Origin of the sequence: Labilithrix sp. (assembly GCA_019637155.1) — a bacterium.
Classification (GTDB): domain Bacteria; phylum Myxococcota_A; class Polyangia; order Polyangiales; family Polyangiaceae; genus Labilithrix.
Map to the genome: position 1 here is coordinate 408,391 of JAHBWE010000002.1, position 26,501 is coordinate 434,891.

Here is a 26,501-nt window from a genome sequence, read left to right on the forward strand (position 1 = left end):
AGCCCCTGCGTTGAAAAGCCCCTCCTCACAGCTCGAGCCTCCCGCCGACGACGGCGATGAAGGGGAGGCCCGCGATGCGATCGCGGCGGCGGAAGTCGGACGTGTAGACGATCTCCTCGGCGTTGCGCTGGTTGGTCACGTTCTGGAGATCGACGAAGACGAGCGCGCGGAGGCCGCGCCCGAGGTCGAAGGAGCGATCGACGCGGACGTCGAGCTGCCAGAACGCGGGGATGCGGGTCGTGTTCTGCGGCCCGAAGACGGGGTCGAAGCGATCGTTCCGTGCATCGTACACGCTCCCGATCACCGGCGTGCGCGGGTTGCCGGTCGCGTAGCGGAAGCGCGCGCCGAGGCTATAGCGGCCGATCTCCTGGCTCCCCACGATCGAGAGGACGTGCGGCTGATCGAAGTCGAAGCGGCGCCACGTGAGGTCGCCCTCGTACCGGCGCTCGCTCCTGCTGATCGCGTACGAGGCCCAGCCGAAGAAGCCGTGCCACAGCTCCTGGCGCAAGAGGAGCTGCACGCCGTAGCTCCGGCCTTCGCCGTTCTGGGTGAGGAGCCGCGACGCGACGGGGTTCTGGAGCCGCGTGCGGACGACGAGGTCGGAGAGCTGCTTGTCGAACGCGACGACGTCGAGGCTCAAGCGATCGGTCACGCGGAGCGACTCGCCGATCGTGATGTGGGTCGCCTTCGAGAGCGTGAGGTCGGGCGTGCCGAAGACGGCGGAGAGCTCCTCCGGCTCCGGCGCCTGATGGTAGCGCCCGTACGCCGCGGTGAGCGCGAAGCGCGGGGTCACGTCCCAGCGCGCCGAGGCGCGCGGCGCGAACGCGGACTCGAGGCGGGAGTAGCCGATCGGCGGGTTGGTGCCGGTGGGTTGCCGCAGCTTGTTCCCTTCGATCAAGTACGCGTCGTAGCGCGCGCCCGGCGTCAGGGTGACGGGGCCGAAGCGCAGGTCGACGAACGCGTAAGGACCGACGTCGAGCACGTGCGCCTTCCAGCGATCGACCGCGTACTCGTCGCCGGGGGGCTGGCCGAACACGAAGAGGTCGCCCTCGCGCGGCGGCAACGTGAGCGAGCCCTCGCGGCGGAGCGTGGTCGCGGTCCCGAGCGCGTCGAGGCCGGTGTGGAGCGTGATCTGCTTCGCGATGGGGGACCGCAGCGCCGCGCGGAGGCCGTAGCGATCGGCGTCGCTGTCTTGCCGCGCGGGCGTGCCGCCGAAGCGCTGGGTGAGGCCGTTCGAGTCCTGGCCGTAGAACGGCGTGAGGATCACGGTGTCGCCGCGATCGGACACGCTCGTGTACCGCGCGTAGGCGCGCCAGAAGCTCGAGCGCGTCGACTCGACGCGGCGCTTCGCGGGGTCGACCGAGTCGACCGTGCGCGCGAGGTCGTCGTTCGAGAAGAGGAGGACCGTGTCGAGGACCTCGTTCCTGCGCAGATCGAAGGTCGCCTTGACCTGTCCGTCGCGGTAGCGCGGGAGCGGGAAGGTGTCGCCGAGATCGCGATCGGTCGGCACCGCGGCGAAGACGCGATCGATCCACCCGTAGCGAAACGCGGTCGCGACGCGGACGCGCTCGCCGATCTCGCTCGAGATCAGCGCCGAGCCGTCGAGCGTGTCGGCGGCGACGGTCGCGTGCGTGCCGCGCGGGAGCGATCGCGTCTCGACGCGGACGAGGCCGCCGAGGCCGCGGCCGTACTCGGCGCCGAACGCGCCGGGGACGAGGTCGATGCTCGCGACGAGATCGGAGCTCACCGTGCCGCGGAGGCCGCTGCCGTGGAAGAGGGCAGGGATGTCCACGCCGTCGACGTAGACGCGCGTGTCCTTCGGCGCCGAGCCCCACACGATGATCTGGCCCGACGCGACGGGCGGCCGCGAGATGCCGGGCAGGTTCTGGATCACCTTGAGGACGTCGCCCTGCGTGCCGGCCACCTTCCTCGCCTGCTCGGCGCGGACGGAGTAGTCCACGGTCTGCCGCCGATCGCGCGGCCGGCCGCGGACCGCCACCTCTTCCGTCTTTTCAGCGGGAGGTGGCGGCGGCGGTGGCTCGGGCTCGGGTGGTGGAGGAGGCGGCGGCTCTTCCACCGGCGGCGCGACCTCCTCGATGACGAAGTCGTAGCGGTACGTGATCTTCGCGGGCGCGGGCTTGCCGTCGACCTCGGCGGGCTCGAACTGGAACCGCTGCGCGGCGGCGACGGCGGCGGCGTCGAAGTCGGGCCCGGCGCTCGACGCGACCGCGACCGCGGTGACGTTTCCGGTCGCCTCGATCGTGATCGTGAGGACGACCGACGCGGTGATCCCGGCCGCCTTCTTCGACGGCGGATATTCGGCTTCGACGAAGCGCACGAGCCGCGGCATCTTCGTGATCGCGCGCTTCGCCGGCTGGCCGCCGACGCCGGGCTGCTGCGCGTGCGCCGTGGTGGCGACGAGGACGGAGGCCAGGACGACGGCGGCGATCCGCTTCACGGCACGTCGACTTCGAGCGCGAGGACGCCGGCGCCGCGATTGTGCTCGAAGCGCAGGTCGTTCTCGGTCGCGATGCCGGACGCGCCGCCGATCGTGACGCCGTCGAGGACCGCGGTCACGTGCCAGCTCGCGCGGTCCGCGCCGCAGAGCGAGAACGTGTCGACGCGCACGGCGTAGCGACCCGGCGGCGGAGGCTCCTTCCAGACCACGTTCTCGGTGCGCACGCCGTCGAGGACGCAGCGCGCGTTGGAGTCGCGATCGAGGACGCCGCCGTCGCGCGGCAAGAGCGGATCGAAGACGCCCGCGCTCGGCGGCGGCAGGATGAACTCGGCCGGGTTGCGCTTGAAGATGACGACGCCGTTCGGGAGCGTCACGTTGAGGTCGAGGTCGACCTGCGAGTCCCACGTGAGCGAGACGACGAAGCGCCCGGTCGCGACCGCGCGCGGCGCGATCTCCATCGCGCGGACCTGCGCCGGCCCGAAGCGACCTTCGCCGTCGACCGCGCGCACGACGAGGTCGCGCTTGCCCGGCGTCGTCGCGGCCGTGATCCCGAACGCGAACGCGAACGTCGGCGCGAGCGGCGCGCTCGAGCTCGGCGTCTGCGCGGGCAAAGACCACCAGCCGACGTCGCCGGCGAAGCCCACCGCGACGCCGGTCGCCGCGCGATCGAGCTCGCCGCCGACGCCGTAGTCGTGGCGCCCCGCCGCGACGATCGACGGCACCGTCGCGTTGAGCACGTCGGGCCCGCCGCTCTCCTCCGGCATCACGCCGCGATGGAACTGCGCCGATCGGATCTGGAGCGTCGCGTCGACGCCGGGATCGACCTTCGCCTCGACGCAGGCGGCGAACGAGATCGCGAGGGCGGCGAGCGCGAGCGCGCGGCGCATCAGAAGCGCACCTCGGCGCGGAGCGTGAACGAGTCGTCCGCGAGCGTCGTCGGCCTGCCGGCGGCGTCGCGTCCGAGCGTGTTCGTGCGGTGGTCGTACTGCGCGATGAGGCGCCCCGCGCCGAGCCGGCCCGTCGCGTTGAACGACCAGGTCGTCACCGACGTGTCGCGCGGGACGACGCGGAACGGCTCCTGCTCGCGCGCGTCGGCGTCGGGATCGTAGGCGTCGTAACGGACGCCGACGACGGCGTAGCGCGTGAGCTCCTGCGAGACGCCGAGGTAGTAGCCGGTCTGGCGGAGGTCGCGCGTCGTCGCGATCGGATCGGAGACGACGAAGCCGCGATCGAGGTTCGAGCTCCGGACGATCTCCGCGCGGAGGTCGAGCGCGCCGAGGACCGGGACCGCGATGCTCGCGCGGAGGTCGGCGCCGACCGCGAACCGCTTGAAGCCCTGCGACGGCGTGCTCGGCGCGCCGGGGACGACGACGATCTCGCCGACCGTGTTCACCGCGCGGTCGTTGTTCGCGTCCTGCCACTGGATCTGGTCCGCGGTCGCGGGCGCGCCGCGATGGAAGCCGCGGCCGCTCAGCCCCGAGACGCCGCCTTCGATCTTGAGCCACTCGAAGAAGTCCGAGGTGCCGCCGACGCGGAAGACGAGATCCTTGCTCTCGTTCGGATCGCGGCCGGGGAACGCGCGCGCGCCGAGCGGCTCGCCGTTCATCGCGGCGAAGGACCAGCGCATCGCGCGGTAGCCGCCGACGATGCGAAGCCCGAGGTCGAACGACTGCGGGAAGAGCGCGTTCGACACCGTCGCGCGCTCGAGGAACGGCCGCTGCCGCTCGGACTCCTGCACCTCGAAGCCGAACGGCGTGCGGAAGAGGCCGGCCGTGACCATGAACCACGGGCCCTGGGTGTCGCTCTTCTCGGTGAGCGGGACGTCCGTGATCTCGCCGCCGATCGGCCGCGTCGTGCCGGTCGGGTCGAGCGCCCACGGCGTGCGGGCGTACGCGCGCGTCGGCGGCCACTTGAAGGACGCCTCCGCGTTGACGGGGCGGACCTGGATCCCCTGGATCGTGTTCGCGTCGAGCTCGAACGCGCCGTGGAAGTAGCCGCTGTCGCGCTCGCCGCGGAGGCGCGCGCGACGGAGGAGGAAGCGGTCCTCGTTCAGCGGCTGGCCGTCGGGCGAGAGCTCGTCGACCGAGCTCTCGCGGTGGACGACCCAGTCGGTGTGGACGTAGCCCGAGACGACGAGCGGCCCCTCCGCCGCCGCCGTCCTCGGCGCCGCTACGAGCAGGGTCGTGATGACGAACGCGAGGCGCCGGAGCACGCGCGCACTCTACCGCGTCACGCCGTCACTGGAGCGGCGGAAGTCCGCCGTCGGGGAGGAGCTTGTTCAGCGTCGGCCGGCGGTCGATCTGATCGGCGTTCGTGCAGCCGTTGATCAGCTCGAAGTGCGTCTTCGGGTTGTCGAAGCAGTCCTTCGGCGCGCCGTCGGGGAGCGTGCCGGCGTCGAAGGTGATCGGCGGCTGGCCGCTCGAGCTCGTCGACGACGAGGTCGACGACGTGGAGGACCCGGGCTCGACGACCTTGTCGTCGCCGTCGCACGCGGTCGAGAGGAGGAGACCCGCGACGATGCCGGTGATCGCGAGGAAGGTGGTGGTTCGCGTGTTCATCTCACTTCGCCTCGCAGAAGCCAAAGCGGCACTTGCCGCCGCCGCAGGGACCGTCGTTCGCGCACGCGGTGCACGTCGTCGAGCCGCTCTTCACGTTCTTCTCGTAGTAGCAACCGCACGGGGTGGGGTCGTCGTAGGGCTCGAGGTCGGCGCCGTCGCCCGCGCGCGTGACCGTCATCGCGCACTCGGGGGTGAGGCCGTTCTGGGCGACGGCCAGGAGGCCGTCGACGTCGGGGTCGGTGCGGAAGCCGCGGACGAGCTCGTAGAAGCGCTTCGCGTTGGGATCGGCGATGTTGCCAGCGGCGTCCTTGAGCGCCATGTACGGCGTCGGCGACCACGGGAGGTAGTGCCCGTCGCGGACGTTCTGCTTGTCGAAGCTCGTCGACGTCTTGTCCGGGTAGTAGGCGAAGCGCTGGCCGAACGACTTGAACGGGAGCACCTTCACCTTGTCGCGGTTCACGTCGTAGAGGTCCATGCCGAGGATGCCGAGGCGCGCCTCCGCCTGCTCGTCCTTCGCGACCTCGGCGATCAGCTGCAGCGACGTCTCCGGCGAGAGCGCGGGGCCCGTCTTCAGGTCCGTCGCCGTGAGCCGGATCGCGGCCGCCATCGTCAGCGTGGTGCTCGCCGTGTTGCTGCGCTTGAAGCGGAGCGCCTGCACGACCCACGGGTTGGCCTCGCCGAGCCCCTCGGTGAAGCCGTAGGCGAGGTAGCCCTCCTCCGCCGTGATGCCGTTCTGCGTGCTGTTCTTGTGGGCGATGAAGCCATAGGCCTGGATCGGGCCGTCGAGCACGGCGAGGTCCGGGTTGGCGGGGACCTCGTCGGTGCAGCTCGTCAGGTAGGTGGCGCCGATGCCGAGCTGGATCGGGCGGATCGGATCCGCCGGGTCGGCCGAGCCCTGCGCGGGGACGGTGCACTCCGACGAGTCCTCGTCCGGGTTCGCGTGGATGTAGCGCACGGTGCGGGCGGTCGCGCCGTCGGTCACCGCGTACATCGGCGTGTTCGAGAACATGTCGCGCCGGATGTTGCACGTCGGGCGGTTGCGGTAGATGACGCGGAGCGGCTGCGCCGATTTGACGAGCAGCTTCCCGAGCGTCTTGACGAGCGGCTCCTGCGTGTCGCCGTTCTCTATATAGAGCTTCGGGATCGGGCCGGCGGCTGGCTCGTCCGGCAGGCTGTTGCATGCTGGTTGCGCGGAGGCGCGGCTCGTCGCCGTGAGCCCGACGGCGGCCACGATAAGGAGGGCGAGTTTTCGCATCCGCCGACGGTTGCATGGGCATTGTCACTGTCGGCGTCACCGTTTGGTGACACGGGGAGATGTAACGCCTGTTACATCACCGTGACGCCACACCCCGCGCCCCGCGTGTCTCGTTCTGCCCCGTCAACGCGGCTTCTCTCTCTCCGGGATCACGGCCGAAAACGGCGCTGGCGCCGCGCTTGCTCGAGCGCGCCCAATGGCGAAGGCGGCGAAGAACGCGAAGCTGACGGACCTCGATCGAGAGCGCGTGCGCGACGAGGGCACGACGCTGACGACCGATCAGGGGATCCCGATCCCGCACACGAACGACTCGCTCAAGGCGGGCGTGCGCGGGCCGACGTTGCTCGAGGACTTCCACCTCCGCGAGAAGATCACGCGCTTCGATCACGAGCGGATCCCGGAGCGCGTCGTCCACGCGCGCGGCTCCGCGGCGCACGGCGTCTTCCGCGTCTACGAGTCGCTCGCCGACCTCACGACCGCGGAGTTCCTCTGCGACCCGACCATCACGACGCCGGTCTTCGTGCGCTTCTCCACCGTGCAGGGATCGCGCGGCTCGAACGACACGGTCCGCGACGTGCGCGGCTTCGCGACGAAGTTCTATACGACGCAGGGCAACTTCGACCTCGTCGGCAACAACATGCCCGTCTTCTTCATCCAGGACGGCATCAAGTTCCCGGACTTCGTCCACGCGGTGAAGCCGGAGCCGCATCACGAGATGCCGCAGGGCGGGAGCGCGCACGACACGTTCTGGGACTTCTGCGGCCTCCAGCCCGAGTCGGCGCACATGGTCATGTGGGCGATGTCCGATCGCGGCCTCCCGCGGAGCTACGCCACGATGGAGGGCTTCGGCGTCCACACGTTCCGCCTCATCGACAAACGTGGCCGGGCGCGCCTCGTGAAATGGCACTGGAAGCCGCTCCGCGGCATGCACGCCCTCGCGTGGGACGAGGCGCAGAAGATCCAAGGCAAGGACGCCGACTTCCATCGCCGCGATCTCTGGGAGTCGATCGCGGCCGGCCGCTGTCCCGAATACGAGCTCGGGATCCAGGTCATCGACGAGAAGGTCGCGGCGAAGATCGGCGTCGACCTCCTCGACGTCACGAAGCTCGTGCCGGAGGAGGTGGTGCCGGTCCGCCGTATCGGCAAGATGACGCTCGACAGGAACCCCGACAATTTCTTCGCCGAGACGGAGCAAGTGGCCTTTTGCGTCGCGAACGTCGTGCCGGGGATCGGCTTCACGAACGATCCGATGATGACGGCGCGGCTCTTCTCGTACCTCGATACCCAGCTCACGCGCCTCGGTGGCCCGAACCACCAGCAAATCCCGATCAACCGCCCGATCGCGCCGGTCCACAATCACCAGCAAGACGGATTCCATCAGCACCGAATCCCCACTACGACTGCCAACTATTTCCCGAATTTCATCGCCGGCGGCTGTCCTTTTGCGGCCAAGGCGAGCAGCGGGTACGTGCACTTTCCACAGGCTGTGGAAGGGGTGTTCACACGCGAGCGCTCTCCGAGCTTCGCCGATCACTTCACGCAGGCGGCGATGTTCTTCCACAGCATGTCGCAGCCGGAGCAGGACCACATCACCGACGCGTACAGCTTCGAGCTCTCGAAGGTGGTGCGGAAGGAGGTCCGCGATCGCTACGTGAACGAGGTCCTCGCGAACATCGACACCACCCTCGCGCGGACGGTGGCCGAGCGCGTCGGCGTGAGGCTCACGAACAAGAAGCGCACGATGCCGCCGCGGCTCACGTCGCCGGCGCTGAGCATGGAGAAGACGCCGCGCGACAACGTGAAGGGCATGATGGTCGCGGTCCTCGCGGCGCCGGGCGCCGACGCGAAGGACGTCGCCGCCGTCGTTGCCGCGCTCACCCGCGCCGGCGCCGTGCCGGAGGTCGTCGGCCCCGCGCTCGGCCCGGTCGTCCCCGGCGCGCCCGAGGCGACGAAGACGCTCTTCAACACCGCGTCGGTGCTGTGGGACGCGGTCTACGTCGCGAGCGGCGAGACGAGCCTCGCGACGCTGAAGGCGCGCGGCGACGTGGCCCCGTTCCTCAAGGAGGCCTTCCGCCACGGCAAGCCGATCGGCGGCGCGGAGTCGTTCCTGCGCGCGGTCCTCGGCGAGGACGTCCCCGACGCGAAGGGGAAGAGCGCGCTTCCGGGCGTCGCCTTCGGCGGCGGCGCGAGGGCCTTCCTCGCGGTCATGCAGAAGGGCCGCTCCTGGGAGCGAAGCGCGCTCGTGCCGCCGCGCGCCTAGTCGCTCCCGGCGTCGGCCGCGGCGTCGTCGCGGTTCGGGAGGTCCGTGCAGTCGTCGCCGTCGCACGGGGCGGCGCCGTAGCAGGCCATCAGCGTGAACGCGACGGTGGTGCCGCCGACGATGCCGCAGAGCGCGCCGAGGCGGAGCGACCGCTTCGCCGGCGCGCGGCAGTGCGGGCACGTCTCCGCGCGCGCAGGAAGGAAGCCGCCGCAGCGGCAGCGTGCGAGCGCGCTCACCAGCCGCCCGCGTCGGGCCCCGGCGTGTCCGGCGGCGCGACCGACGACGCTGGCGACGCGGACGTGTCCGTGCTCGGCTCGACCGCGTTGCAGTTGCCGCCCTGCGCGCACGGGGCCGCGCCGTAGCAGGCCATCAGCGTGAACGCGATCGCGCTCGAGCCCAGCACCATCGCGACGGCGCCGAGCTTCGTGCGCGTCGCGCGGCAGTGCGGGCACGAATCACCCGCCGTCGGAAGGAACCCACCACACGCCGTGCATTGCTCGAGCTTCACGCGCCCCAGCGTATACGGCTCCGCAGCGCGGCACCAGCCCGCTATGCTCCGCCGCGATGACCGCCGCGCGCCGCATTCAGCTGCCGCAGGCGCGGCATCACCCGGCGTACGTGGTGTGGGAGCTCACGCTGCGCTGCGATCAGCCCTGCACGCATTGCGGCTCGCGCGCGGGGGAGGCGCGGCCGTCGGAGCTCTCGACCGAGGAGGCGATCCGCGTCGCGGGGGAGCTCGCGGCGATGGGCGCGAAGGAGGTCGTCCTCATCGGCGGCGAGGCGTACCTCCATCCCGGGTTCCTCGACGTCATCGCCGCGCTCGCGCGCGCCGGCGTGCGGCCGGTGACGACGACGGGCGGCCGCGGGATCGACGCCGCGCTCGCGCGCGCGATGGCGGACGCGGGGCTCGTCGTCGCGAGCGTGAGCATCGACGGGCTCGAGGCGACGCACGACCTGATGCGCGCCGCGCGCGGGAGCTTCGCGTCGGCGACGGCGGCGCTCGGGCACCTCCGCGCCGCCGGCGTCACCGTCGCGGCCAACACGAACGTGAACCGCCTCAACGAGGCCGACCTCGAGCCGCTCTACGAGCACCTCCGCGCCGCCGGCGTCCGCTCATGGCAGGTGCAGCTCACGACCCCGCTCGGCCGCGCCGCGGACCGCCCCGAGATGGTGCTCCAGCCTTGGGACCTTCTGCGCATCCTCCCGCGCGTCGCCGCGCTGAAGGAGCGCGCGCGGCGCGACGGGATCCTCGTCATGCCCGGCAACAACCTCGGCTACTTCGGGCCGGAGGAGGCCACGCTGCGCTCCTTGCGTGAAGGGGAGGCCGAGCACTGGCAAGGCTGTCAGGCGGGTCGCTACGTGATGGGGATCGAGTCCGACGGCGCGGTGAAGGGCTGCCCCTCGCTCCAGACCGCGAGCTACGTCGGCGGCACGCTCCGCGAACGCCCGCTCGCCGCGATCTGGGACGACGCGCCGGAGCTCGCGATCACGCGCGCGCGCACGACCGATTTCCTCTGGGGCTACTGCGGCGAGTGCGCGTTCGGCGAGGTCTGCATGGGCGGCTGCACCTTCACCGCGCACGCGTTCTTCGGTCGCCCCGGCAACAACCCCTATTGCCACTACCGCGCGCGCGTGATGCAGGAGCGCGGCGTACGCGAGCGCATCGTCTTGCGCGCCCCCGCCCCCGGCACACCCTTCGATCACGCGACGTTCGATCTCGTCGTCGAGCCCTTCGACTCCCCCGACGAGCGCCCCACGCGCCCGCTCGATCTCGTGAAGCTACGTCGCAAGCCGCGCTGACGGCACGCGCGATGCTCCATCGTCGCGTGGAGGATCGACACGATGAAACGGGCAGCGGTTATTGCAGGCGCTCTCATGCTCGCGCTCGGGGTGGGGTGTGGCGCTCCGAAGACGTCGGTCACGGAGGTGTGGCAAGCGCCCTCACCGGTGACGCCGCGGATGAAGACGCTCCTCGTCTTCGGCGTCCGCGTCGACGAGCCCAACCGTCGCGCGATCGAGGACACCTTCGTCGCCGACCTCTCGCGCTACGGCGTCAAGGCGGCGCAGTCGTACGTGCTGTTCCCGGGCGAGCTGCCGCCGATCGATCGCGCGCGCGCGATGGTGAACGAGCAGCACTACGAAGGGATCCTCGTCCTCAAGATGCGCGGCGTGCACGAGGAGTCGCGCTACGTCCCCGGCTCGTACGGCGGCTTCTGGCACGGCTACTACGGCGGCTGGGGCTACTACGGCACGCCGGGCTACGTCGTCACCGACAAGACGGTCATCTTCGAGGCCACGCTCTGGGACCTCCGCAACGACGACAAGCTCGTGTGGACCGCGCGCACGGAGACGCTCAACCCGAGCTCCGGCAGCGAGTTCGCGACGAGCCTCACGCGCGGCGTGAACCCCGCCCTCGTCCGCGCCGGCTTCCTCCCGCCGCGCCCGAAGGATTAGAAGACGCCGCCCGCGTTCATGACGCCGCCGTCGCCCTGAAAGGCGGGCGCGAAGCCGACCCAGACGCGGCGCTGCTTGATGTCCTCGCTGCGATGGAGGTGCGGGACGACGATGCCGATGCCCGCGCCCGCGATGCTCCCCGCGATCACGTCGGTCGGGAAGTGCGCGCCGGCGCGGACGCGCTGGTAGGCGGTGAACGAAGCGAGGAGCGTCGCGACGCCGAGCGTGATCCACGGGCGCGCGCTGTGCGGCGAGCGCGCGAAGGCGAGGTACGTCGCGGTCGCGCCGAGCGCGGCGGAGACCGAGGCGTGGCCGGAGAAGAAGGAGAGCGCGCTGTCCGTGTTCGCGTTCGAGTAGGTCGGGTCGCCCTTGTTCCGCTCGGCTTCGAGGTGCGCGATCGGGCGCGGGCGGCGGACCGCGATCTTCGCGAGGTTCGTCACCGCGTACGTCAGCGAGACGGACTCGGCGTAGAGGAACGCGTCCGCGAGCGCCGTCTGCACGCTCCTCTCGCGCACGCCGCTGAGGATCGGATCGACGACCGCGTACGCGGCGAGCAGGCCGAGGCTGACGTTCGAGTACGCCCGCGCGTTGCCGTCGATGGTCTGCGTGAGCGCGACCCGATCGATCCCGAGGAGCTGCGAGCGATCGAACGACGGCGCGATCTGCTGCGGCCGGACCTCTCCCGTCGAGTTCACCATGTCGAGGAGCAACGCGAACCCGAGCGACACCCCGACGACCGAGCCGTCGATGACCGGATCGATGTCGAACGTCACCCGCTCCGGCGGATGCGCCGCCGCGATCGGCTGCAGCGACCGCGTCCGCTGCGGATCCTCCGCCAGCGGCGCGATCGGCTCGGCGGACCGGGGCGGCGTTGAAGGAGGCGACGGCGGCGGTTGCGCCTGCGTGGGCGGAGGAGGCTGCGTGGGCGGAGGAGGCTGCGTTTGCGAAGGCGGCGTCGGTTCGGGCTCGTCCGCGCGCGCGTCGATCGCGACGAGCATCGCGCCGCCGACGGCGAGGACGCGCAGCAGAGAGCGCATGGCCCCGCATGGTACTCGCGCGACCGCGTCGAGAGGATGCGGATGCTCGCGGCACGCGAGGGAGGCGGGCGATCGTCGCGTCACGGCGGAGAGGTGATGATGGTACGATCGGTGCGATGAACGATCGCTTCCTTCGCGCGTGCCGGCGCGAGCCCGTCGACGTCACGCCGGTGTGGATGATGCGGCAGGCGGGACGGTACATGCCCGAGTACCGCGCGCTGCGCGAGAAGCACTCGATGCTCGAGCTGTGCCGCACGCCGGAGCTCGCGCTGCAAGTCACGCTGCAGCCGATGCAGCTCGGCGTCGACGCCGCGATCTTGTTCGCCGACATCCTCCTGCCGCTCGAGCCGATGGGCGCGCCCTTCAGCTTCGAGAAAGGAGAGGGGCCCGTCGTCCACGCGCCGGTGCGCTCGCACGCCGACGTCGAGAAGCTCGTCGTCATCGAGCCGCAGGAAGGCCTCGGCTACATCACGCAGTCGATCACGCTCCTGAAGAAGGAGCTGCCGGTGCCGCTCATCGGCTTCGCCGGCGCGCCCTTCACCCTCGCGAGCTACCTCGTCGAAGGCGGCAAGAGCCGCGACTTCCAGAAGACGAAGAAGCTCATGTACGGCGAGCCCGAGACCTGGAAGCTCCTCATGAGCAAGCTCGCCGAGGTCACGCGCCGCTACCTCCACATGCAGATCGACGCCGGCGCCGACGCGGTGCAGCTCTTCGACTCGTGGGTCGGGCAGCTCGGGCCCGAGGACTACGTCGAGTACGTCCAGCCGCACGTGAAGCACGTCCTCCAAGACGTGATGAAGCGCGGCGTCCCCGTCATCCACTTCGGCGTCGGCACGCAGGCGCTCATCGAGCACATGAAGGACGCGGGCGGCACCGTGATCGGCATCGACTGGCGCACGCCGCTCGCGGAGACGTGGGAGAAGAAGATCGGCCACGACCGCGGGGTCCAGGGGAACCTCGACTCGACGGTCCTCTTCGCGCCGCGGGCGGTCGCGGAGAAACACGCGCAGCGCGTGCTCGATCAGGCCGCGGGGCGCCCCGGTCACGTCTTCAACCTCGGTCACGGCATCTTGCCCGAGACGCCGGTCGACACCGTGAAGGCCGTCGTCGACTACGTCCACACGCACTCGGCGAAGAAGTGACGAAGAGCGCCGTCGTCCTCATCGCGCACGGCACGGTGGAGGCGCTCGACGACCTCCCCGAGCTCCTCCGCAACATCCGCCGCGGTCACGCCGCGCCGCCGGAGCTCCTCGCCGAGGTGCGCCGCCGCTACGAGGCGATCGGCGGCCGCTCGCCGCTCCTCGACGTCACGCGCTCGGTCGCGACCCGGCTCGAGGCGCGGGTCGGGATGCCGGTCCGCGTCGCGATGCGCCTCTTCCATCCGTACCCGAAGGACGTCCTCGCCGCGCTCGCGAAGGAAGGCGTCACGCGCGTCTACTCGGTGCCGCTCGCGCAGCACTCCGCCGGCGTGTACGGCGCGGCGATGACGGCGGCGGCGAAGGAGCTCGCCCCCGCGCTCGACGTGATCAACGCGCCGAACTGGGGCCGCACCCCGGAGCTGACGCGCGCGTTCGCGGACGCGATCCTCGCCGCCCCGCCCGCGGACGCGCTCGTCCTCACCGCGCACAGCCTGCCGGTCGCGATCGTCCGCGGCGGCGATCCCTACGAGACCGAGATGCGCGCGAGCGCGGAGGCGGTCGTCGCCGAGGTCGCCGCCCGCGGCCGCACCTTCCGGTCGACCCGCATCGCGTTCCAGAGCCAGGGGATCGGCACGAACATGGAATGGCTCGGGCCGGACCTCGAGGGGACGCTGCGCGGGCTGGCGGAGGAGGGGACGACGTCGGTCTTGGTCGCGCCGATCGGCTTTTTGGCCGATCATGTCGAGATACTCTATGACCTCGACATCGAGGCAAAGACCTGGGCCGAGTCTGCCGGAATGACCTTTTATCGAAGTGCTTCGCTGAATGACGGTGACGGCCTCGTCGCGGCGCTCACGGCCGTGGTCGGGAGGATGACGACCTGAAGCGCGTCGTCATCGTCGGCGGAGGCATCACCGGGCTCGCAGCGGCACACGCGCTGGAGAAGGCCGACGAGCGTCACGACGTCGACATCGTCGAGAAGGGCCCCCAGCTCGGCGGCAACCTCCAGACGATCCGGCACAACGGGTTCATCATCGACGCGGGGCCGGACTCGTGGGTCGCGGCGAAGCCGCACGCGACGCGGCTCGCGCGCGAGGTCGGCCTCGGCGACGAGCTGATCGGGACGCGCCCCGACACGCGCCGCGTCTACATCGTCCATCAGCGGAAGCTCCACGCGATGCCGGAGGGGCTCATCCTCGGCGTCCCGACCGAGATCAGCCCGTTCGTCGACAGCGAGCTCCTCGGCTGGGACGCGAAGCTGCGCGCCGGCCTCGACTTCGTCGTCCCGCAGAAGAAATGGAAGGACAACGACGACGAGAGCATCGCGTCGTTCGTCACGCGGCGGCTCGGCGGCGAGGTCTCCGACCGGCTCGCGGGCCCGCTCCTCGGCGGCATCTTCGCCGGCGATCCGGAGTCGCTCTCGGTCCGCGCGTGCGTCCCGCAGCTCGTGGAGGCGGAGCGCGAGCACGGCTCGATCATCCGCGCGATGCGCGCGCTGAAGGCGAAGCGCAAGGCGCAGGCGGCCTCGGGCGAGGCGACCGCGTTCGTGTCGCTGAAGCGCGGGGTGGGGGACCTCGTCGTGAACGTCGCGCACAAGCTCCGCGACGCGGAGATCGCGAACAGCCGCACGGTGAAGGGGCTCGCGCGCCTGCCGGAGGGCGACGCGCGCGGGCGCTGGCTCGTGAAGACGAGCGACGGCGCGATGTTCGCGGACGACGTCGTGCTCAGCGTGCCGGCCAACGCCGCGTCGAAGATCGTGGCCGACCTCGACCCGACCCTCGCAGGAGAGCTCGGCGCGATCGAGTACGCGTCGGCGGCGACGGTCTTCCTCGCGTACCGGAAGTTCGACGTGCGTCACCCGCTCGACGCGTTCGGGATCCTCATCCCGCGCTCGGAGAACCGGCCGATCCTCGCGTGCACGTTCGTGTCGAGCAAGTGGGACCACCGCGCGCCGTCGGGGCAGGTCCTCCTCCGCGTGTTCGTCGGCGGCGCGGGCAACGAGGAGATGCTCGACCGCGAGGACAAGGACCTCGTCCGCCTCGCGCGGAGCCAGATCTTCGATCTCCTCAACATCGATCGCGCGCCGATGTTCACGCGCGTGTTCCGCTTCCGCGACTCGAGCCCGCAGCCGCACGTCGGTCACCTCGGCCGCGTGCGGCGCATCCTCGCGCGCGCGGCGGAGCACCCGGGCCTCCACCTCGGCGGGAGCGGCTACGTCGGCACCGGCATCCCCGACATGGTGCGGCAGGGCGAGGAGATCGCCGCGCGCATCATCGCGCGCTGACGCCGTCGTCACATCCTGCAGAAGGCCGCCTTCACGGTGGGCTCTCTCCAGTAGAGGAGGAGCCCGAGCGCGAACGGCATCAGGCACGTCACGAGGCCGAAGCAGACGAGGACGAGCGCGAGGGTCCAGCCCCAAGGTTTGTACGGGACCGCCGCGCCGACGACGTGGAGCACGACGAGCGGCGCGACGAAGAGCGCGAAGAGGACGGCGAGGTTCGGATCCACCCCGAACATCGACGCCAGGAAGCCGCCGTAGAGCAGCGTCGCGATCGCGCAGTACGTGCGGTACCAGAGGATGACGGAGGGCCGCCCGCGCTTCGAGGGGGGCGGCTCGTAGGCGCCGTAGCCGAACGGCGGCGCCGGCTGCATCAGAACTCGGCGGGATCGGTGTACGTGCCGAAGACGTCGCGGAGCACGTCGCAGATCTCCTGCTGCGTGCAGTACGCCTTCGCCGCGTCGATGATCGGCGGCATGAGGTTCGTCTTGTTCGCGGCCGCGGCGCGGACGGCCTCGAGCCCGGCCTTCACCTTCGCCGCGTCGCGCTTGTCCTTCACCGCGCGGAGGTTCGCGACCTGCTTCTTCTGGACCTCCTCGTCGATCTTGAGGAGCGGGATGTTCGGCGCGTCGCTCTCGGAGGTGTACTTGTTGACGCCGACCATCACGCGCTCCCCCGCCTCGAGCTGGCGCTGGAAGCGGTACGCGCTCGCGGCGATCTCGCGCTGCGGGTAGCCCTTCTCGATCGCGGCGACCATGCCGCCCATCTCGTCGATGCGGCGGATGTACTCGAGCGCCTCTTTCTCCATCCGGTTCGTGAGGTCTTCGACGAAGAAGCTGCCCGCGAGCGGATCGATCGTGCTCGCGACGCCGCTCTCCTCCGCGATGATCTGCTGGGTGCGGAGCGCGATCGTCACCGCCTCCTCGGTCGGGAGCGCGTAGGTCTCGTCGAGCGAGTTGGTGTGGAGCGACTGGGTCCCGCCGAGGACGCCGGCGAGCGCCTGGAGCGCGACGCGGACGACGTTGTTGTACGGCTGCTGCGCGGTGAGCGAGACGCCCGCGGTCTGCGCGTGGGTGCGGAGCTTCATGCTCTCCGCCCTCTTCGCGCCGAAGCGCTCCTTCATCAAGCGCGCCCACATGCGGCGCGCCGCGCGGAATTTGGCAATTTCCTCGAAGAAGTCGTTGTGGACGTCCCAGAAGAAGGAGAGGCGCGGGGCGAAGTCGTCGATGTCGAGGCCGCGGTCGAGGCACGACTCGACGTAGCCGATGCCGTCCGCGATCGTGAAGGCGAGCTCCTGCGCCGCCGTCGCCCCCGCCTCGCGGATGTGGTAGCCGCTGATGGAGACGGTGTTCCAGCGCGGCACCTCCTTCGAGCAGAACTCGATCATGTCGGTGACGATGCGCATCGCCGGCTTCGGCGGCACGAGCCACGCGTGCTGGGCGATGAACTCCTTGAGGCAGTCGTTCTGGACGGTGCCGCCGATCGCGGAGCGGGGGATGCCGCGGACGTCGGCGAGCGCGATGTAGAACGCGAGCAAGACGATCGCGGGCCCGTTGATCGTCATCGACGTCGTGACGTCGGCGAGCGGGATGTCCGCGAAGAGGACCTCCATGTCGCGCAGCGTGTCGACAGCGACGCCGCACATCCCGACCTCGCCGAGCGAGCGCGGGGAGTCGGAGTCGTAGCCCATGAGGGTGGGGAAGTCGAAGGCGGTCGAGAGGCCGGTCTGCCCTTGCGAGAGGAGGAACTTGAACCGCTCGTTGGTCTGCTCCGGCGTGCCGAAGCCGGCGAACATGCGCATCGTCCAGAGCCGCGACCGGTACATCGTCGGCTGCACGCCGCGCGTGAACGGGTACTCGCCGGGGAGGCCGAGGTCTTTCATGTAGTCGAGCGGCACGTCGGCGGGCGTGAGGACGTCCGGGACGTCCATGTCGCTCCACGTCGAGAAGCGCGGCCTGAGCGAAGGCATCTTGGCGGAGCTCTTCTTCACCGGCCCTTCGCGCCAGGCCTTCGTCGCCGCGCGCAGCGCCGCGAGATCACCAGGGATTTCCCCCTCGGACGAGTGTACGTCGAGCTCGGGCGCGAGGACTTTCTGAGCCATGCCCCGAGCCTAGCGCTCTTGCGGCGCCGCCGCAGCTCCCCTTCACGGAAGGGCCGCGTTTGCCCGGCTCGTGTTTGGGCGCCATGATGAACGGATGGCGAAGCGCGACACCGAACGCATCTGATCTGCGGTCCTTCGTGGAACGAGGATGCTCCTCGTCCTGCCGCTGCTCGACGAGCTCGCCGGCGGCCTCGCGGTCGCGTCGAGCCCGACGCTCTCGCGCGAGACCGGGTCGGGCCTCGTCTCGTACAGCGCGGCGCTCCTGACGTTGCCGATGCTGGCGTCGTTCCTCGAGGCGCCGATCCTGGCGTGGACCGATCGCGCCAAGACGAAGCGGCACCTCGTCGTCTGCGCCGGCCTCGCGGGGATGGCGCTGTCGCTCGCGGTCCTCTCGTTCGCGCGCGACGTGTACGGCCTCGGCGTCGCGATGTTCCTGTACGGCCCCGCGTCCGGCCTCGCGCTCGGCACCGCGGAGAGCATGCTCGTCGACGGCGCGCCCGCGAACCTCGCCGCCCGCCGACTCGCGCGGTGGGAGGTCTTCGGCGCGCTCGGCGACGTCCTCGCCCCCGCGGCGATCGCCTGCGCACAGTGGACCGCCGTCGATTGGCGCACGACCTTCCGCCTCGCCGCCGCATGCCTCTTCGGCATCGCCCTCGCCTCACTCGCCCACCCGCATCCGCGCGCGGCGGCGGCGGCGGAGAGGGAGGAGGAGGAGGACGAGCCGCACGAGGTGACGCGTGCGGCCGCGGCGGAGGAGGGCGAGTCGCGCGAGGCGCCTCCTGCGGCTGCGGAGTCGGTCCTTGTGTCGCTTCGCGAGGCGCTCGTGCATCGACCGCTCGCGGCGTGGCTCTTCGGCGCGGCGCTGTGCACGCTGCTCGATGAGATGCTCGCGGTGTTGGTGGCGCTCTGGGTGACGGAGCGCTTCGCGGTCGCGGTCGCGGCGCCGGCGCTCGTGGCGTTCTCGCTCGGGTGCGTCGCGGGTGGGCTCCTGCTCGAGCGCGCGCTCCTGCGTACGTCGACGCGTACGGCGGTGGTCGTCTCGTCGATCGGCTGCGTGATCGCGATGGGGGGCTGGCTCGCCGCCGCGAGCGCGGCGGCGGTGATCGCGTGGGGCTTCGTCGTCGGCGTGTGCGCGGGGCCGCTTCATCCGCTCGCGAAGGCCGAGGCGTTCGCGACGATGCCGGCGCGGCCGGGGCTCGTGAACGGCGCGGCGCAGGCCTTCGTCGCGATCGACGTCCTCGCGCCGGTCGTGCTCGCCGCGATCGCGTCGCGCTGGGGAGCGCGCGTCGCGATCGCCTCGCTCGCGCTCCAGCCCGTCGGGCTCCTCGCGATCGCGCTGGCGACGCGGAGGAACGCGGGGCCGCGGGGGCCGCGCGTCAGCTAGCGCTCTCGGCCTTGTCGGTCTCGGGGGGCGTCGTGCCCGTCGCCGCTTCGGCCACCGCCTCCGGCGCGCCCTTCCCCTCCGCGCGGGCCTTGATGTATTCGATCACCATCGGCATCACCGAGAGGATGACGATGCCGATGACGATCAGCTCGAAGCGCTCCTTCACGAAGGGCACCTGCCCGAGCATCCAGCCGGAGCCGAGCATGAGCGTCACCCACGCCACCGCGCCGACGACGTTGTAGACGATGAACTTGCGGTAGTTCATCGCGCCCGCGCCGGCGACGAAGGGCGCGAACGTGCGGACGATCGGGACGAAGCGCGCGAGCACGATCGTCTTCGGGCCGTACTTCTCGTAGAACTTGTGCGTCTTGTCGAGGTGCTTCTTGTTGAAGAGGCGCGACTTCTCGCTCTTCATGACGCGCGGGCCGATCGCCTTGCCGACGTGGTAGTTCAGCGTGTCGCCCACGATCGCCGCGGCGATGAGGCCCGCCGCGAGGAGCACCACGTTGAGGTACCCGCGCGACGCGACCGCGCCGGCGGCGAAGAGCAGCGAGTCGCCCGGGAGGAACGGCGTGACGACGAGGCCCGTCTCCGCGAACACGATCAAGAAGAGGATCGCGTAGGTCGTGTTGCCGTGGTCGATCGTGAACTGATCGAGGTTCTTCGTCAGGCTCCGGAAGATCGCGAGAAGCTCGTGCATCGAGCCGCTTCCGTAGCCCTATTTCGTCCGAGCGGCTAGCCCGACGAGCGGGCCGCTACTTCCGCGCGCCGGCGCCGGGGTTCGTGGTCTCGCCGTCGATCTCGTTCTTGCCGGCGTCGCCGTCGGCGTCCTCGATCTTGATGAGGACCGCGGTCACGTTGTCTTCGCCGCCGTGCTCGTTCGCGCGGGCGATGAGCTTCGTGCAGGCGTCGCGGATGTCCGGGTTCTGGACGATGATCTTCTCGATCTCGTCGTCCTCGACCATGCCGGAGAGGCCGTCGGAGCAGAGGACGTAGACGTCGCCGTTCTTCGGCTCGTCGTGCTGGAGGTCGACGACGACCTGGTCCTGCATCCCGAGCGCGCGCGTGATGACGTTCTTCGGGAGCTCGCTGCGCTGCTCCTCGGTGAGGTCCGGCATCGCGAGCAGGTAGTCGTTGATGAGGGAGTGGTCGCGCGTGAGCAGCTGGATGCGGCCGGCGCGGACGCGGTAGCACCGCGAGTCGCCCACGTGGCCGATGTACATGCGCTGCTTGCGCGGGCTGAACATCGCGCCGACGACGGTGGTGCCCATGCCGTGGTACTCGCGGCTCCGCGTCGAGCGCTCGAAGATCTGGCGGTTCGCGACGCGGATGCCGGTGAGGAGGCGGTTCTCCTCCTCCGACAGGTTCGTGTCGAAGTGGAAGGGCCACGTCACGTCGTCGTTGGCGGTGGACTTGAAGAACTCGCTGATCGTCTCCGTCGCGAGCTTGGACGCGACATCGCCTGCGCGATGACCGCCCATCCCGTCGGCGACGACGAAGAGGTCGTACTCCTTGAGCACGACGTACGAATCCTCATTGTGCTCTCGCTGGAGCCCAACGTCGCTCAACCCCGCTGCGATGGCGCGCATCAGACAGACTCCATCTTACCTACACCAGCACGGGGAGAGAAAGAACTGGATCGAGGAGGTCATACCTCCATGATATCCTTTTCTTTTTGGCCGATGATCTGGTCGACGAGCTTCACCGAGTCGGCCACGGTCTCCTCCGCCTTCTTCTTCGAACGCTCGATCTCGTCCGTGCTCGCGGAGCCCTCGTCGTCGAGCGTCTTGAACATGTCGTTCGCTTCGTGACGCGCTTTTCGGATGGAGACCTTGCACTCCTCGCCGTACTTGCGCGCGATCTTCACGAACTCCTTGCGGCGCTCTTCCGTGAGCGGCGGGAGCGGGAGGCGGATGAGATCGCCGTCCGTCATCGGGTTGAGCCCGAGGTCGTTCTCGCGGAGCGCCTTCTCGACCGCCTTGATCGCGGTCTTGTCCCACGGCTTCACCGTGATGAGGCGCGGCTCCGGCACGTTGATGTGCGCCATCTGCGAGAGCGGGGTGATCGCGCCGTAGTAGTCGACCTTGATGCCGTCGAGCAGGTTGGCGTTCGCGCGGCCAGCGCGCAGCTTCCCGAGGTCGCGCTTCAAAGCTTCGTGCGCCTTGGCGATGGAAGCTCCGAGCTCCTTGTGAATGTCGTCCAGCATCGCCGGCCACAGTAGAAGGAAGGGCCGTGCTAAGCAATGGGCCGTGAAGTGGGAGCGATGGCACGGCTTCGCCGCGGCGGGCGTCCTCCTCCTCGGCGGCGCGTACGCGCTCGGTCGCTGCGATCGCGACCGCGCGGCGGACACGGCCGACGCGGGGGCGCCGGCGGACGTCACCGCGCAGGCGCCGGCCGATCTCCTCGCCGAGCTCTACGTCGCCTCCCCGAACACGACGTGGACCAAGCTCCAGCGCGGCATCGGCGGCGCGCTCGGCATCTTGCCGGCGACGATGCCCGGAATGGTCGTCGCGGTGAGCGACCTCGACGCGCAGCTCTCGTCCGAGCTCGACGGCACCGCGCCGATCTACGGCGCGCTCGCGGGCGACCCCGCCGATCCGGCGTGGGCCCTCGCGATGAAGCTCGTCGACGGACGTCGCGCGCGCGGCATCCTCGTCGACGGCGACACCTCGCGCTTCACGGGCAAGGACGCGCCGGGCATGACGATCCTCGTGCCGAAGCGCGTCGCCAGCGCGGGCGAGAAGACGCACGAGGTCGCGATCACCACGAACGGCTGGCTCCTCGTCGCGCGCAAGCCGGAGGACCTCGCGAGCCTCGGCGCGTGGGTCACGCGCGGGCTCACCGCGCGGCCGCCGCCGGCCGGCACCGCGGCCGCGATCGTCGACGTCCCCCGCGCCGCGCTCGCGACGTCGCTCGCGCCGAAGCTGAAGGCGCTGTGGGCGCGCGCGAAGGGATACCTCGCCGGCGCCGACGAGCGCATGCGCGCCGAGCGGGGGCGCGCGCCCGACTTCGGCGATCCGGCCGCGATCGTCGCCGCGATCGACGGGCTCGTCACGCAGCGCATCGACGTCGTCGGCGATCTCGAGAAGGCGCGCATCGCGATCGACGTCACCGACGACGCCGCGAGCATCGAGGCGACGCTGACCCCGCTGAAGGAAGGCGCCGCGCAGGCGTGGGTCGCGCGGATGAAGACCGGCGACGCGACGCCCGCGCTCTCCTTGCCGGCGTCGTCCGCCGTCGCGCTGTCGATGCGTGACGACGAGGACACGCGCGCGGCGCAGGGCAAGTCGCTCTCCGGCGCGATCGCCGCCGCCCTCGGCGATCGGCTCAAGGACCGCGCGCCGATCGACGCGATGGTCGACGCGGCGACGAAGGCGCGGACCGAGTCGTTCGCGCTCGCGCTCGCGTGGGACGAGCCGAGCGGCCTCTTCTTGACCGCGCCGATCCGCGATCAGGCCTCGGCGAACCGCGCGTTCGGAGGCCTCGTCGATCTGGCGAAGGTCGATCCGTTCAAGGAGATGCTGCGCGTCGAGTCGGTGCGGAGCGGCAGCGAGGAGGTCCCCGGCGCGGGCAAGGCGACCGTCGCGACCTTCGCGCGCGCGGCGAAGCCGGACGCGGGCGCGAAGCCGCGCGACTCCGGCGTCGCGTGGGTCGCGGACGACAAGACGCTCACGGCGGCGCTCGGCCCGGAGCCGCTCGTGACGCTGAAGCTCGCCGCGAAGTCGGACAAGCGCCTCGCCGACGAGCCGACGCTCTCGCGCTTCGTCTCCGCGATCGGCGAGGGCGCGAGCACCGTCCTCGTCGCGCAGCCGCTCCGCTTCGATCCGAAGAAGGCGCACCTCCCCGCGGCTCCCGTCGCCGTCGCCGTCGGCAAGCGCGGGACCGACGCGTTCGTGCGTATCGACGTGCCCGACCCGCTCCTGCGCGAGCTCGTCCGCATGCAGATGGGGTTCTGATCCGCGCGTCACCTCGGCGTGCACAGGCCGAGGGCGATCGTGCGCTCGCTGCCCGCGAGGCGCGCGATGACGGCGACGCACGTGCCGGCGCCCGTGCAGTCCTCGTTCCGGGTGCACGCGCGCGGACCGGTGCACTGCGACTGGCAGCGCGACGACTTTAGTGCATGTATTGTGCATGCATCTTCCGCGGTGGGCACGGTCTGCACGCAGCAGGAGGAGATGTCTTCGTCGCCGCCGCAGTCGCTGGGAGAGTCGCATTCGATCGTCGTCGCGTCGACGCAGTTGAGGGCGGTCGCCTGCTTGCACTGCCAATCGATCGTGCTGCCCTCGTGCTCCTCTCCGCAGCAGATCGCCTCCGCATCGCAGGTCTCACCGTCCGGGCCGCACTGGATACCTCGGTCGTTGACGGGGAGCGGCGGAGGTTGGCAGACGCTCGGCGCGTCGCCGCCCGCGTCCTTCGGGTCGCCGCCGCCGTCGCCGTCGCCGAGGAGGACGCAGAGCGAGTCGATGCAGCTCAGCGGCGCGTTGCACGTCGCGTTCGGGTAGCAGGGGCCGCCGCGCTCGCCGGCGGCGGCGGCGGTCGCGTCGGGGGCGGTCGCGGGTGGAGCGTCGGTCTCGTAGTCGCGCGCGCACGCGAGCCACGCGAACGACGTGAGGGCGAAGGAGAGGGCGATGAGAGGATGGCGCATGATCAATCGCAGGTCGGCAGCGCGGGCTTCGCGCACTTGCCGTTCGTGCACGTGAGCCCGAACTCGCAGTCGCCGTCGGCCGCGACGCACGTCTGTCCCTCGGGCTTGTAGGGGACGCACTTCTTCGCGACGCACTTCGAGTGGACGCAGACGTCCTGCGCGAGCGTGTCGCAATCGTCGCCCACGTTCCGCCGCTGGCGCTCCACGCACTTCTTCGTCGAGAGGTTGCAGGCGAGCGGGGACGCGCACTCGAAGATGCCCGGGCAGTCGCCGCCCTTCGGCAAGCCGGGCGCGCACGTGCCCGTGACGCAGCGGAGGCCGACGTCGCACGAGAGCGGGTCGTCGGCGCACGGCATGCCGGCGCCGATCCGGTCCTTGCACTTGTCGTCGATGCACGAGAGCTGCGGCTCGCAGAGCCTCGTCTCGTTGTCGCAAGCGCCGTCCCTGGCGACGGCGGGCACGCACTTCCCGCACTCGTCGCGGGTCGTCGTGCGCGCGCACGCGCCGCTCGCGCACTGGAGGAGGTTATGGCACGACGCCCCGGTGGCGAGCGTTCCGGGGAAGGTACACTCGGGGTACGACGGGAAGCCGTCGCACGTCAGGAGCGCGTCGAGCCGCGCGTGGCAGGCGTCGATCTGGGGCTGGGTCAGCTGGGCGATCCCGGGGAGCGTCTCTCGCCCCGCTTGCAGCTCCATCTGGAACCTCACGCACGCGGCCTCGTCGGCGTAGAAGGAGAGGGAGTCGGCGTTGCACCGGAAGTTGTACGCGCAGAGCGTGGCGAAGAGCGCGTCGTAGCGGACGGGCGCGGGAACGGAGCCCGACGACGACGCGCTCGACGACGTGCTCGAGGCGTCGCCGCCGGACGAGCTGGTGCTCGGGCCCTCGGTCGCGTACGGGGTCGAGCACGCGAGCCCGATCGCGATCGTCGCGGCGACGATGACGACGAGCACGCGACGCATCCACGGAGACTAGCGCAACGTGAGCACGACGAGCCCGTCGTTCCACGCGCGAACGAGGGCCTTCGCGAGCGCGGCAGCGTCGCTCGCGCTCGCGCTCGCACGATGGCGGGCCCGCGCTTCACGCAGGAGCTCCTTGCCGCGAATGGGCGCCCGGACGCCGCGCTCGGCGAGGACGCACATCGCAGCGCCAACGATCGGGCTCGCGGCGTCGCGCTGGGCGAGGACGCTCGCGGCGGCGGGGACGACCGGGCTCGCGGCGTCGCGTTGGGCGAGGTCTGCGTGCAGGGCGACGTCCAGATCGAGCGCGGCGGCGTCGCGGACCTTGCGTACGGCGGCGCGCTCGCCGCGGACGAAGAGGAGCTCGCGCGGCCGACCGCGCGCGACGAGGGCGAGGACCGCGCGATCGACGACGTCCTTCGGGAGCGCGACGCGGCCGATCGGGAGGTCGGGCTCGATCAGGCCATAGCCCTCCCGCTCGGCTTCGGCGACCGCAGCGCGCAGCTCGGGCGGCGACGCGACGACGACAGCGCGCCTCTCCGCCTTCGCGAGCCCGCACAGATGCGCGACGACGCTCACACCGCGCCTCTGCGGCTCACGCCTTGCAGCTGCCGCGTCGCCGTCGCTCCGCCGCTTCGCGTCGCCGTGGCTTTGCGGCTCATTTTGTGGCTCCGAGGAAGAGGTGGCGGCGGAAGCGGGTGTGGGTCTCGGTGTCGAAGGTGGCGTCGCGGACCATCGTGAGCTCGGCGGGGGAGACGCGGAAGGAGCGGTGGATCGCGTTCGTGAGCACGTGCTGGCCGCGTCGTGCGCGTGCGCGGACGTGGGGCGCGACCTCGGGGCCGAGCACGGGCGGCTCGCTGCGTAGCGTGAACACCCCCGCGCGGAAGCCCTCGAGCAGCGCGGCCGCGAGCTCGGGATCGTCCTCCGTGAGCTCGCGCACGCACACGAAGCCGGGTGCGTGTCGCGTCGCGCGCTCGAGCCCCGAGCCGCGCGGCGGCCTCACGAGCGCGCCGGTCGACGTCCTGAACGCATCGCCCGCGGGCGCGAAGTCGGCCCAGAGCCAGAGATCGTTCACGCGCTCGAGGACGACGCCGCGATCCGCGCCGCCGTCGTCGCGTACGAGGAGCACCTGCAAGAAGGGCAGCTCGCTCTCGGCCATGAACGCGCGCAACGAACCGAGCGCCGAGGCGGTGAAGGGCGCCTGCAGCGGCGTCTCGCCGAGCACCCGCAGGTCGTGCGCCGCCACCTCGCGCTGCAGCTCCTCGACGCCGACCGGGCGATTGTATTCTGCAAGCAAGTCGTGGAAGACGTAGCGCGAGAACGGTGCCTCCGGCGGCGTCGCGGCCTCGACGTGCGCGAGGTAGCTCGCCGCCGCGGCGGCGAGGCGGCCGAGGTAGCCGGGCGCGCCCTCCCCGCCGGTCGCGATCTCCGCGATCGCCGCGAGCGCGCCGCGCACGCGCGCCTCCGGATCGGTCACGTCGCGCACGCGATCGAGCGCGAGCTCCCGCAGCGCGCGGCGGTAGTCCCACCCCGGCAGCGCGTTCATGCTGAGGAAGGCGACGCCGTGTGGCGCGAGCGAGCGCCGTGTCAGCGCGAGGAGCGCGGCTTGCACCGGCGGCGGCACCCACGAGTAGAGGCCGTGCGCGACGACGTAGTCAAATTCGCCTAAATCATGATTTTTCATGATGTCGCCGGCGAAGAGGCGCACGTTCGGCGGCGCCACCGCCTTGCCGGCCTCGATCGCCGCGGCGGCGAGGTCGAACCCGACGAAGGTGGCCTCCGGTAGGTAGGTCGCGGCGGCGATGAGGTTCTCTCCGTCGCCGCAGCCGATCTCGAGGACGCGCGCGCGTCGCGCGGGCGCGGGGTCCTGCCCGTGGAGCCGCGCGATCGTCGCCATCGCGACGGGATGCGCCTCGGAGCACGCCTCCGTGTCGTACGGGACGTCGTCGTACGCGAACGCCACCCCGTCACGTTAC

The 26,501-nt window shown here is 71.0% G+C and carries 25 protein-coding genes; 8 read left to right on the forward strand and 17 right to left on the reverse strand.

Annotated features, from left to right (window positions below):
- Window positions 1-25: 25 nt before the first annotated feature.
- From KF837_05550 to KF837_05570, 5 genes are read right to left on the reverse strand one after another with little or no spacing between them, the layout of a single operon-like run.
- Window positions 26-2,458, reverse strand: a complete 2,433-nt coding sequence (locus KF837_05550; GenBank protein ID MBX3226753.1) for a TonB-dependent receptor — start codon at window positions 2,456-2,458, stop codon at window positions 26-28.
- The gene (locus KF837_05555) at window positions 2,455-3,345 is read right to left on the reverse strand and encodes a hypothetical protein (protein ID MBX3226754.1); all 891 of its coding nucleotides are present in this window, start codon (window positions 3,343-3,345) and stop codon (window positions 2,455-2,457) included. The genes KF837_05550 and KF837_05555 overlap by 4 nt, the downstream gene beginning before the upstream one ends.
- The gene (locus tag KF837_05560) at window positions 3,345-4,670 is read right to left on the reverse strand and encodes a hypothetical protein (GenBank protein ID MBX3226755.1); all 1,326 of its coding nucleotides are present in this window, start codon (window positions 4,668-4,670) and stop codon (window positions 3,345-3,347) included. The genes KF837_05555 and KF837_05560 overlap by 1 nt, the downstream gene beginning before the upstream one ends.
- A 25-nt stretch (window positions 4,671-4,695) precedes the next feature.
- Entirely contained in the window at window positions 4,696-5,016 is a 321-nt protein-coding gene (locus KF837_05565; protein ID MBX3226756.1) for a hypothetical protein, read from the reverse strand.
- Window position 5,017: 1 nt separating this feature from the next.
- Window positions 5,018-6,271: a hypothetical protein gene (locus KF837_05570; GenBank protein ID MBX3226757.1), complete on the reverse strand. Its 1,254-nt coding sequence runs from the start codon at window positions 6,269-6,271 to the stop codon at window positions 5,018-5,020.
- Between the two features lie 196 nt (window positions 6,272-6,467).
- Here KF837_05570 and KF837_05575 point away from each other — a divergent pair, with 196 nt between their 5' ends.
- Window positions 6,468-8,531, forward strand: coding sequence for a catalase (locus tag KF837_05575; protein MBX3226758.1), 2,064 nt, complete (start codon window positions 6,468-6,470; stop codon window positions 8,529-8,531).
- On the opposite strand, the gene KF837_05580 is transcribed toward KF837_05575, so the two are convergent.
- A complete protein-coding gene (locus tag KF837_05580; GenBank protein ID MBX3226759.1) occupies window positions 8,528-8,767 on the reverse strand; it encodes a hypothetical protein in 240 nt (79 codons plus the stop codon). The two genes, KF837_05575 and KF837_05580, sit on opposite strands and share 4 nt — an antisense overlap.
- Window positions 8,764-9,039, reverse strand: a complete 276-nt coding sequence (locus KF837_05585; GenBank protein MBX3226760.1) for a hypothetical protein — start codon at window positions 9,037-9,039, stop codon at window positions 8,764-8,766. Before KF837_05585 ends, KF837_05580 begins: the two co-directional genes overlap by 4 nt.
- Window positions 9,040-9,095: 56 nt before the next feature.
- Between KF837_05585 and KF837_05590 the strand changes: the two genes are divergently transcribed.
- Window positions 9,096-10,331, forward strand: a complete 1,236-nt coding sequence (locus tag KF837_05590) for a radical SAM protein (GenBank protein ID MBX3226761.1) — start codon at window positions 9,096-9,098, stop codon at window positions 10,329-10,331.
- 42 nt (window positions 10,332-10,373) lie between these two features.
- Window positions 10,374-10,985, forward strand: coding sequence for a hypothetical protein (locus KF837_05595; GenBank protein MBX3226762.1), 612 nt, complete (start codon window positions 10,374-10,376; stop codon window positions 10,983-10,985).
- Here KF837_05595 and KF837_05600 read toward each other — a convergent pair.
- Window positions 10,982-12,022, reverse strand: coding sequence for a phosphatase PAP2 family protein (locus KF837_05600; protein MBX3226763.1), 1,041 nt, complete (start codon window positions 12,020-12,022; stop codon window positions 10,982-10,984). The two genes, KF837_05595 and KF837_05600, sit on opposite strands and share 4 nt — an antisense overlap.
- A gap of 116 nt (window positions 12,023-12,138) precedes the next feature.
- Between KF837_05600 and hemE the strand changes: the two genes are divergently transcribed.
- The 3 genes from hemE to hemG are packed head-to-tail and all read left to right on the forward strand — an operon-like array spanning window position 12,139 to window position 15,445.
- Window positions 12,139-13,164, forward strand: coding sequence for a uroporphyrinogen decarboxylase (gene hemE, locus KF837_05605; protein MBX3226764.1), 1,026 nt, complete (start codon window positions 12,139-12,141; stop codon window positions 13,162-13,164).
- Window positions 13,161-14,045, forward strand: a complete 885-nt coding sequence (gene hemH, locus KF837_05610) for a ferrochelatase (protein MBX3226765.1) — start codon at window positions 13,161-13,163, stop codon at window positions 14,043-14,045. The genes hemE and hemH overlap by 4 nt, the downstream gene beginning before the upstream one ends.
- Window positions 14,042-15,445, forward strand: coding sequence for a protoporphyrinogen oxidase (gene hemG / locus KF837_05615; GenBank protein MBX3226766.1), 1,404 nt, complete (start codon window positions 14,042-14,044; stop codon window positions 15,443-15,445). Before hemH ends, hemG begins: the two co-directional genes overlap by 4 nt.
- An 8-nt stretch (window positions 15,446-15,453) precedes the next feature.
- On the opposite strand, the gene KF837_05620 is transcribed toward hemG, so the two are convergent.
- Together KF837_05620 and KF837_05625 are read right to left on the reverse strand one after the other, a co-directional pair.
- Window positions 15,454-15,813 (reverse strand): hypothetical protein, encoded by a 360-nt coding sequence (locus KF837_05620; protein MBX3226767.1) that lies wholly within the window; start codon window positions 15,811-15,813, stop codon window positions 15,454-15,456.
- Window positions 15,813-17,540, reverse strand: coding sequence for a methylmalonyl-CoA mutase family protein (locus KF837_05625; GenBank protein ID MBX3226768.1), 1,728 nt, complete (start codon window positions 17,538-17,540; stop codon window positions 15,813-15,815). Before KF837_05625 ends, KF837_05620 begins: the two co-directional genes overlap by 1 nt.
- Before the next feature lie 148 nt (window positions 17,541-17,688).
- Here KF837_05625 and KF837_05630 point away from each other — a divergent pair, with 148 nt between their 5' ends.
- Complete coding sequence (locus tag KF837_05630) at window positions 17,689-18,924, forward strand: MFS transporter (GenBank protein ID MBX3226769.1); 1,236 nt, start codon at window positions 17,689-17,691, stop codon at window positions 18,922-18,924.
- On the opposite strand, the gene KF837_05635 is transcribed toward KF837_05630, so the two are convergent.
- The 3 genes from KF837_05635 to frr are packed head-to-tail and all read right to left on the reverse strand — an operon-like array spanning window position 18,917 to window position 21,130.
- The gene (locus KF837_05635; protein MBX3226770.1) at window positions 18,917-19,624 is read right to left on the reverse strand and encodes a DedA family protein; all 708 of its coding nucleotides are present in this window, start codon (window positions 19,622-19,624) and stop codon (window positions 18,917-18,919) included. The genes KF837_05630 and KF837_05635 overlap by 8 nt on opposite strands.
- A 55-nt stretch (window positions 19,625-19,679) precedes the next feature.
- Window positions 19,680-20,513 carry a Stp1/IreP family PP2C-type Ser/Thr phosphatase gene (locus KF837_05640; GenBank protein MBX3226771.1) on the reverse strand — a complete coding sequence of 278 codons (834 nt, stop codon included), beginning with the start codon at window positions 20,511-20,513 and terminating at the stop codon, window positions 19,680-19,682.
- Between the two features lie 59 nt (window positions 20,514-20,572).
- The gene (gene frr, locus KF837_05645; GenBank protein ID MBX3226772.1) at window positions 20,573-21,130 is read right to left on the reverse strand and encodes a ribosome recycling factor; all 558 of its coding nucleotides are present in this window, start codon (window positions 21,128-21,130) and stop codon (window positions 20,573-20,575) included.
- 43 nt (window positions 21,131-21,173) lie between these two features.
- Between frr and KF837_05650 the strand changes: the two genes are divergently transcribed.
- Window positions 21,174-22,880 (forward strand): hypothetical protein, encoded by a 1,707-nt coding sequence (locus KF837_05650; GenBank protein MBX3226773.1) that lies wholly within the window; start codon window positions 21,174-21,176, stop codon window positions 22,878-22,880.
- Between the two features lie 8 nt (window positions 22,881-22,888).
- Here KF837_05650 and KF837_05655 read toward each other — a convergent pair whose 3' ends face one another.
- The 4 genes from KF837_05655 to KF837_05670 form a co-directional block, all read right to left on the reverse strand.
- A complete protein-coding gene (locus KF837_05655; GenBank protein MBX3226774.1) occupies window positions 22,889-23,569 on the reverse strand; it encodes a hypothetical protein in 681 nt (226 codons plus the stop codon).
- 2 nt (window positions 23,570-23,571) lie between these two features.
- Complete coding sequence (locus KF837_05660; GenBank protein MBX3226775.1) at window positions 23,572-24,528, reverse strand: hypothetical protein; 957 nt, start codon at window positions 24,526-24,528, stop codon at window positions 23,572-23,574.
- A 9-nt stretch (window positions 24,529-24,537) separates the two neighbouring features.
- Window positions 24,538-25,104 (reverse strand): hypothetical protein, encoded by a 567-nt coding sequence (locus tag KF837_05665; protein ID MBX3226776.1) that lies wholly within the window; start codon window positions 25,102-25,104, stop codon window positions 24,538-24,540.
- A 79-nt stretch (window positions 25,105-25,183) separates the two neighbouring features.
- Window positions 25,184-26,488 carry a class I SAM-dependent methyltransferase gene (locus KF837_05670; protein MBX3226777.1) on the reverse strand — a complete coding sequence of 435 codons (1,305 nt, stop codon included), beginning with the start codon at window positions 26,486-26,488 and terminating at the stop codon, window positions 25,184-25,186.
- Window positions 26,489-26,501 lie beyond the last annotated feature (13 nt).

What these genes read in the sequence shown, in the direction of transcription:
- KF837_05555 (MBX3226754.1), bottom strand. Translation starts at nt 3,345, where the DNA reads ATGCGCCGCGCGCTCGCGCTCGCCGCCCTCGCGATCTCGTTCGCCGCC.
- KF837_05565 (MBX3226756.1), bottom strand. Translation starts at nt 5,016, where the DNA reads ATGAACACGCGAACCACCACCTTCCTCGCGATCACCGGCATCGTCGCG.
- KF837_05570 (MBX3226757.1), bottom strand. Translation starts at nt 6,271, where the DNA reads ATGCGAAAACTCGCCCTCCTTATCGTGGCCGCCGTCGGGCTCACGGCG.
- KF837_05575 (MBX3226758.1), top strand. Translation starts at nt 6,468, where the DNA reads ATGGCGAAGGCGGCGAAGAACGCGAAGCTGACGGACCTCGATCGAGAG.
- KF837_05590 (MBX3226761.1), top strand. Translation starts at nt 9,096, where the DNA reads ATGACCGCCGCGCGCCGCATTCAGCTGCCGCAGGCGCGGCATCACCCG.
- KF837_05595 (MBX3226762.1), top strand. Translation starts at nt 10,374, where the DNA reads ATGAAACGGGCAGCGGTTATTGCAGGCGCTCTCATGCTCGCGCTCGGG.
- KF837_05600 (MBX3226763.1), bottom strand. Translation starts at nt 12,022, where the DNA reads ATGCGCTCTCTGCTGCGCGTCCTCGCCGTCGGCGGCGCGATGCTCGTC.
- hemE (MBX3226764.1), top strand. Translation starts at nt 12,139, where the DNA reads ATGAACGATCGCTTCCTTCGCGCGTGCCGGCGCGAGCCCGTCGACGTC.
- KF837_05620 (MBX3226767.1), bottom strand. Translation starts at nt 15,813, where the DNA reads ATGCAGCCGGCGCCGCCGTTCGGCTACGGCGCCTACGAGCCGCCCCCC.
- KF837_05625 (MBX3226768.1), bottom strand. Translation starts at nt 17,540, where the DNA reads ATGGCTCAGAAAGTCCTCGCGCCCGAGCTCGACGTACACTCGTCCGAG.
- KF837_05630 (MBX3226769.1), top strand. Translation starts at nt 17,689, where the DNA reads ATGCTCCTCGTCCTGCCGCTGCTCGACGAGCTCGCCGGCGGCCTCGCG.
- KF837_05635 (MBX3226770.1), bottom strand. Translation starts at nt 19,624, where the DNA reads ATGCACGAGCTTCTCGCGATCTTCCGGAGCCTGACGAAGAACCTCGAT.
- KF837_05640 (MBX3226771.1), bottom strand. Translation starts at nt 20,513, where the DNA reads ATGCGCGCCATCGCAGCGGGGTTGAGCGACGTTGGGCTCCAGCGAGAG.
- frr (MBX3226772.1), bottom strand. Translation starts at nt 21,130, where the DNA reads ATGCTGGACGACATTCACAAGGAGCTCGGAGCTTCCATCGCCAAGGCG.
- KF837_05655 (MBX3226774.1), bottom strand. Translation starts at nt 23,569, where the DNA reads ATGCGCCATCCTCTCATCGCCCTCTCCTTCGCCCTCACGTCGTTCGCG.
- KF837_05660 (MBX3226775.1), bottom strand. Translation starts at nt 24,528, where the DNA reads ATGCGTCGCGTGCTCGTCGTCATCGTCGCCGCGACGATCGCGATCGGG.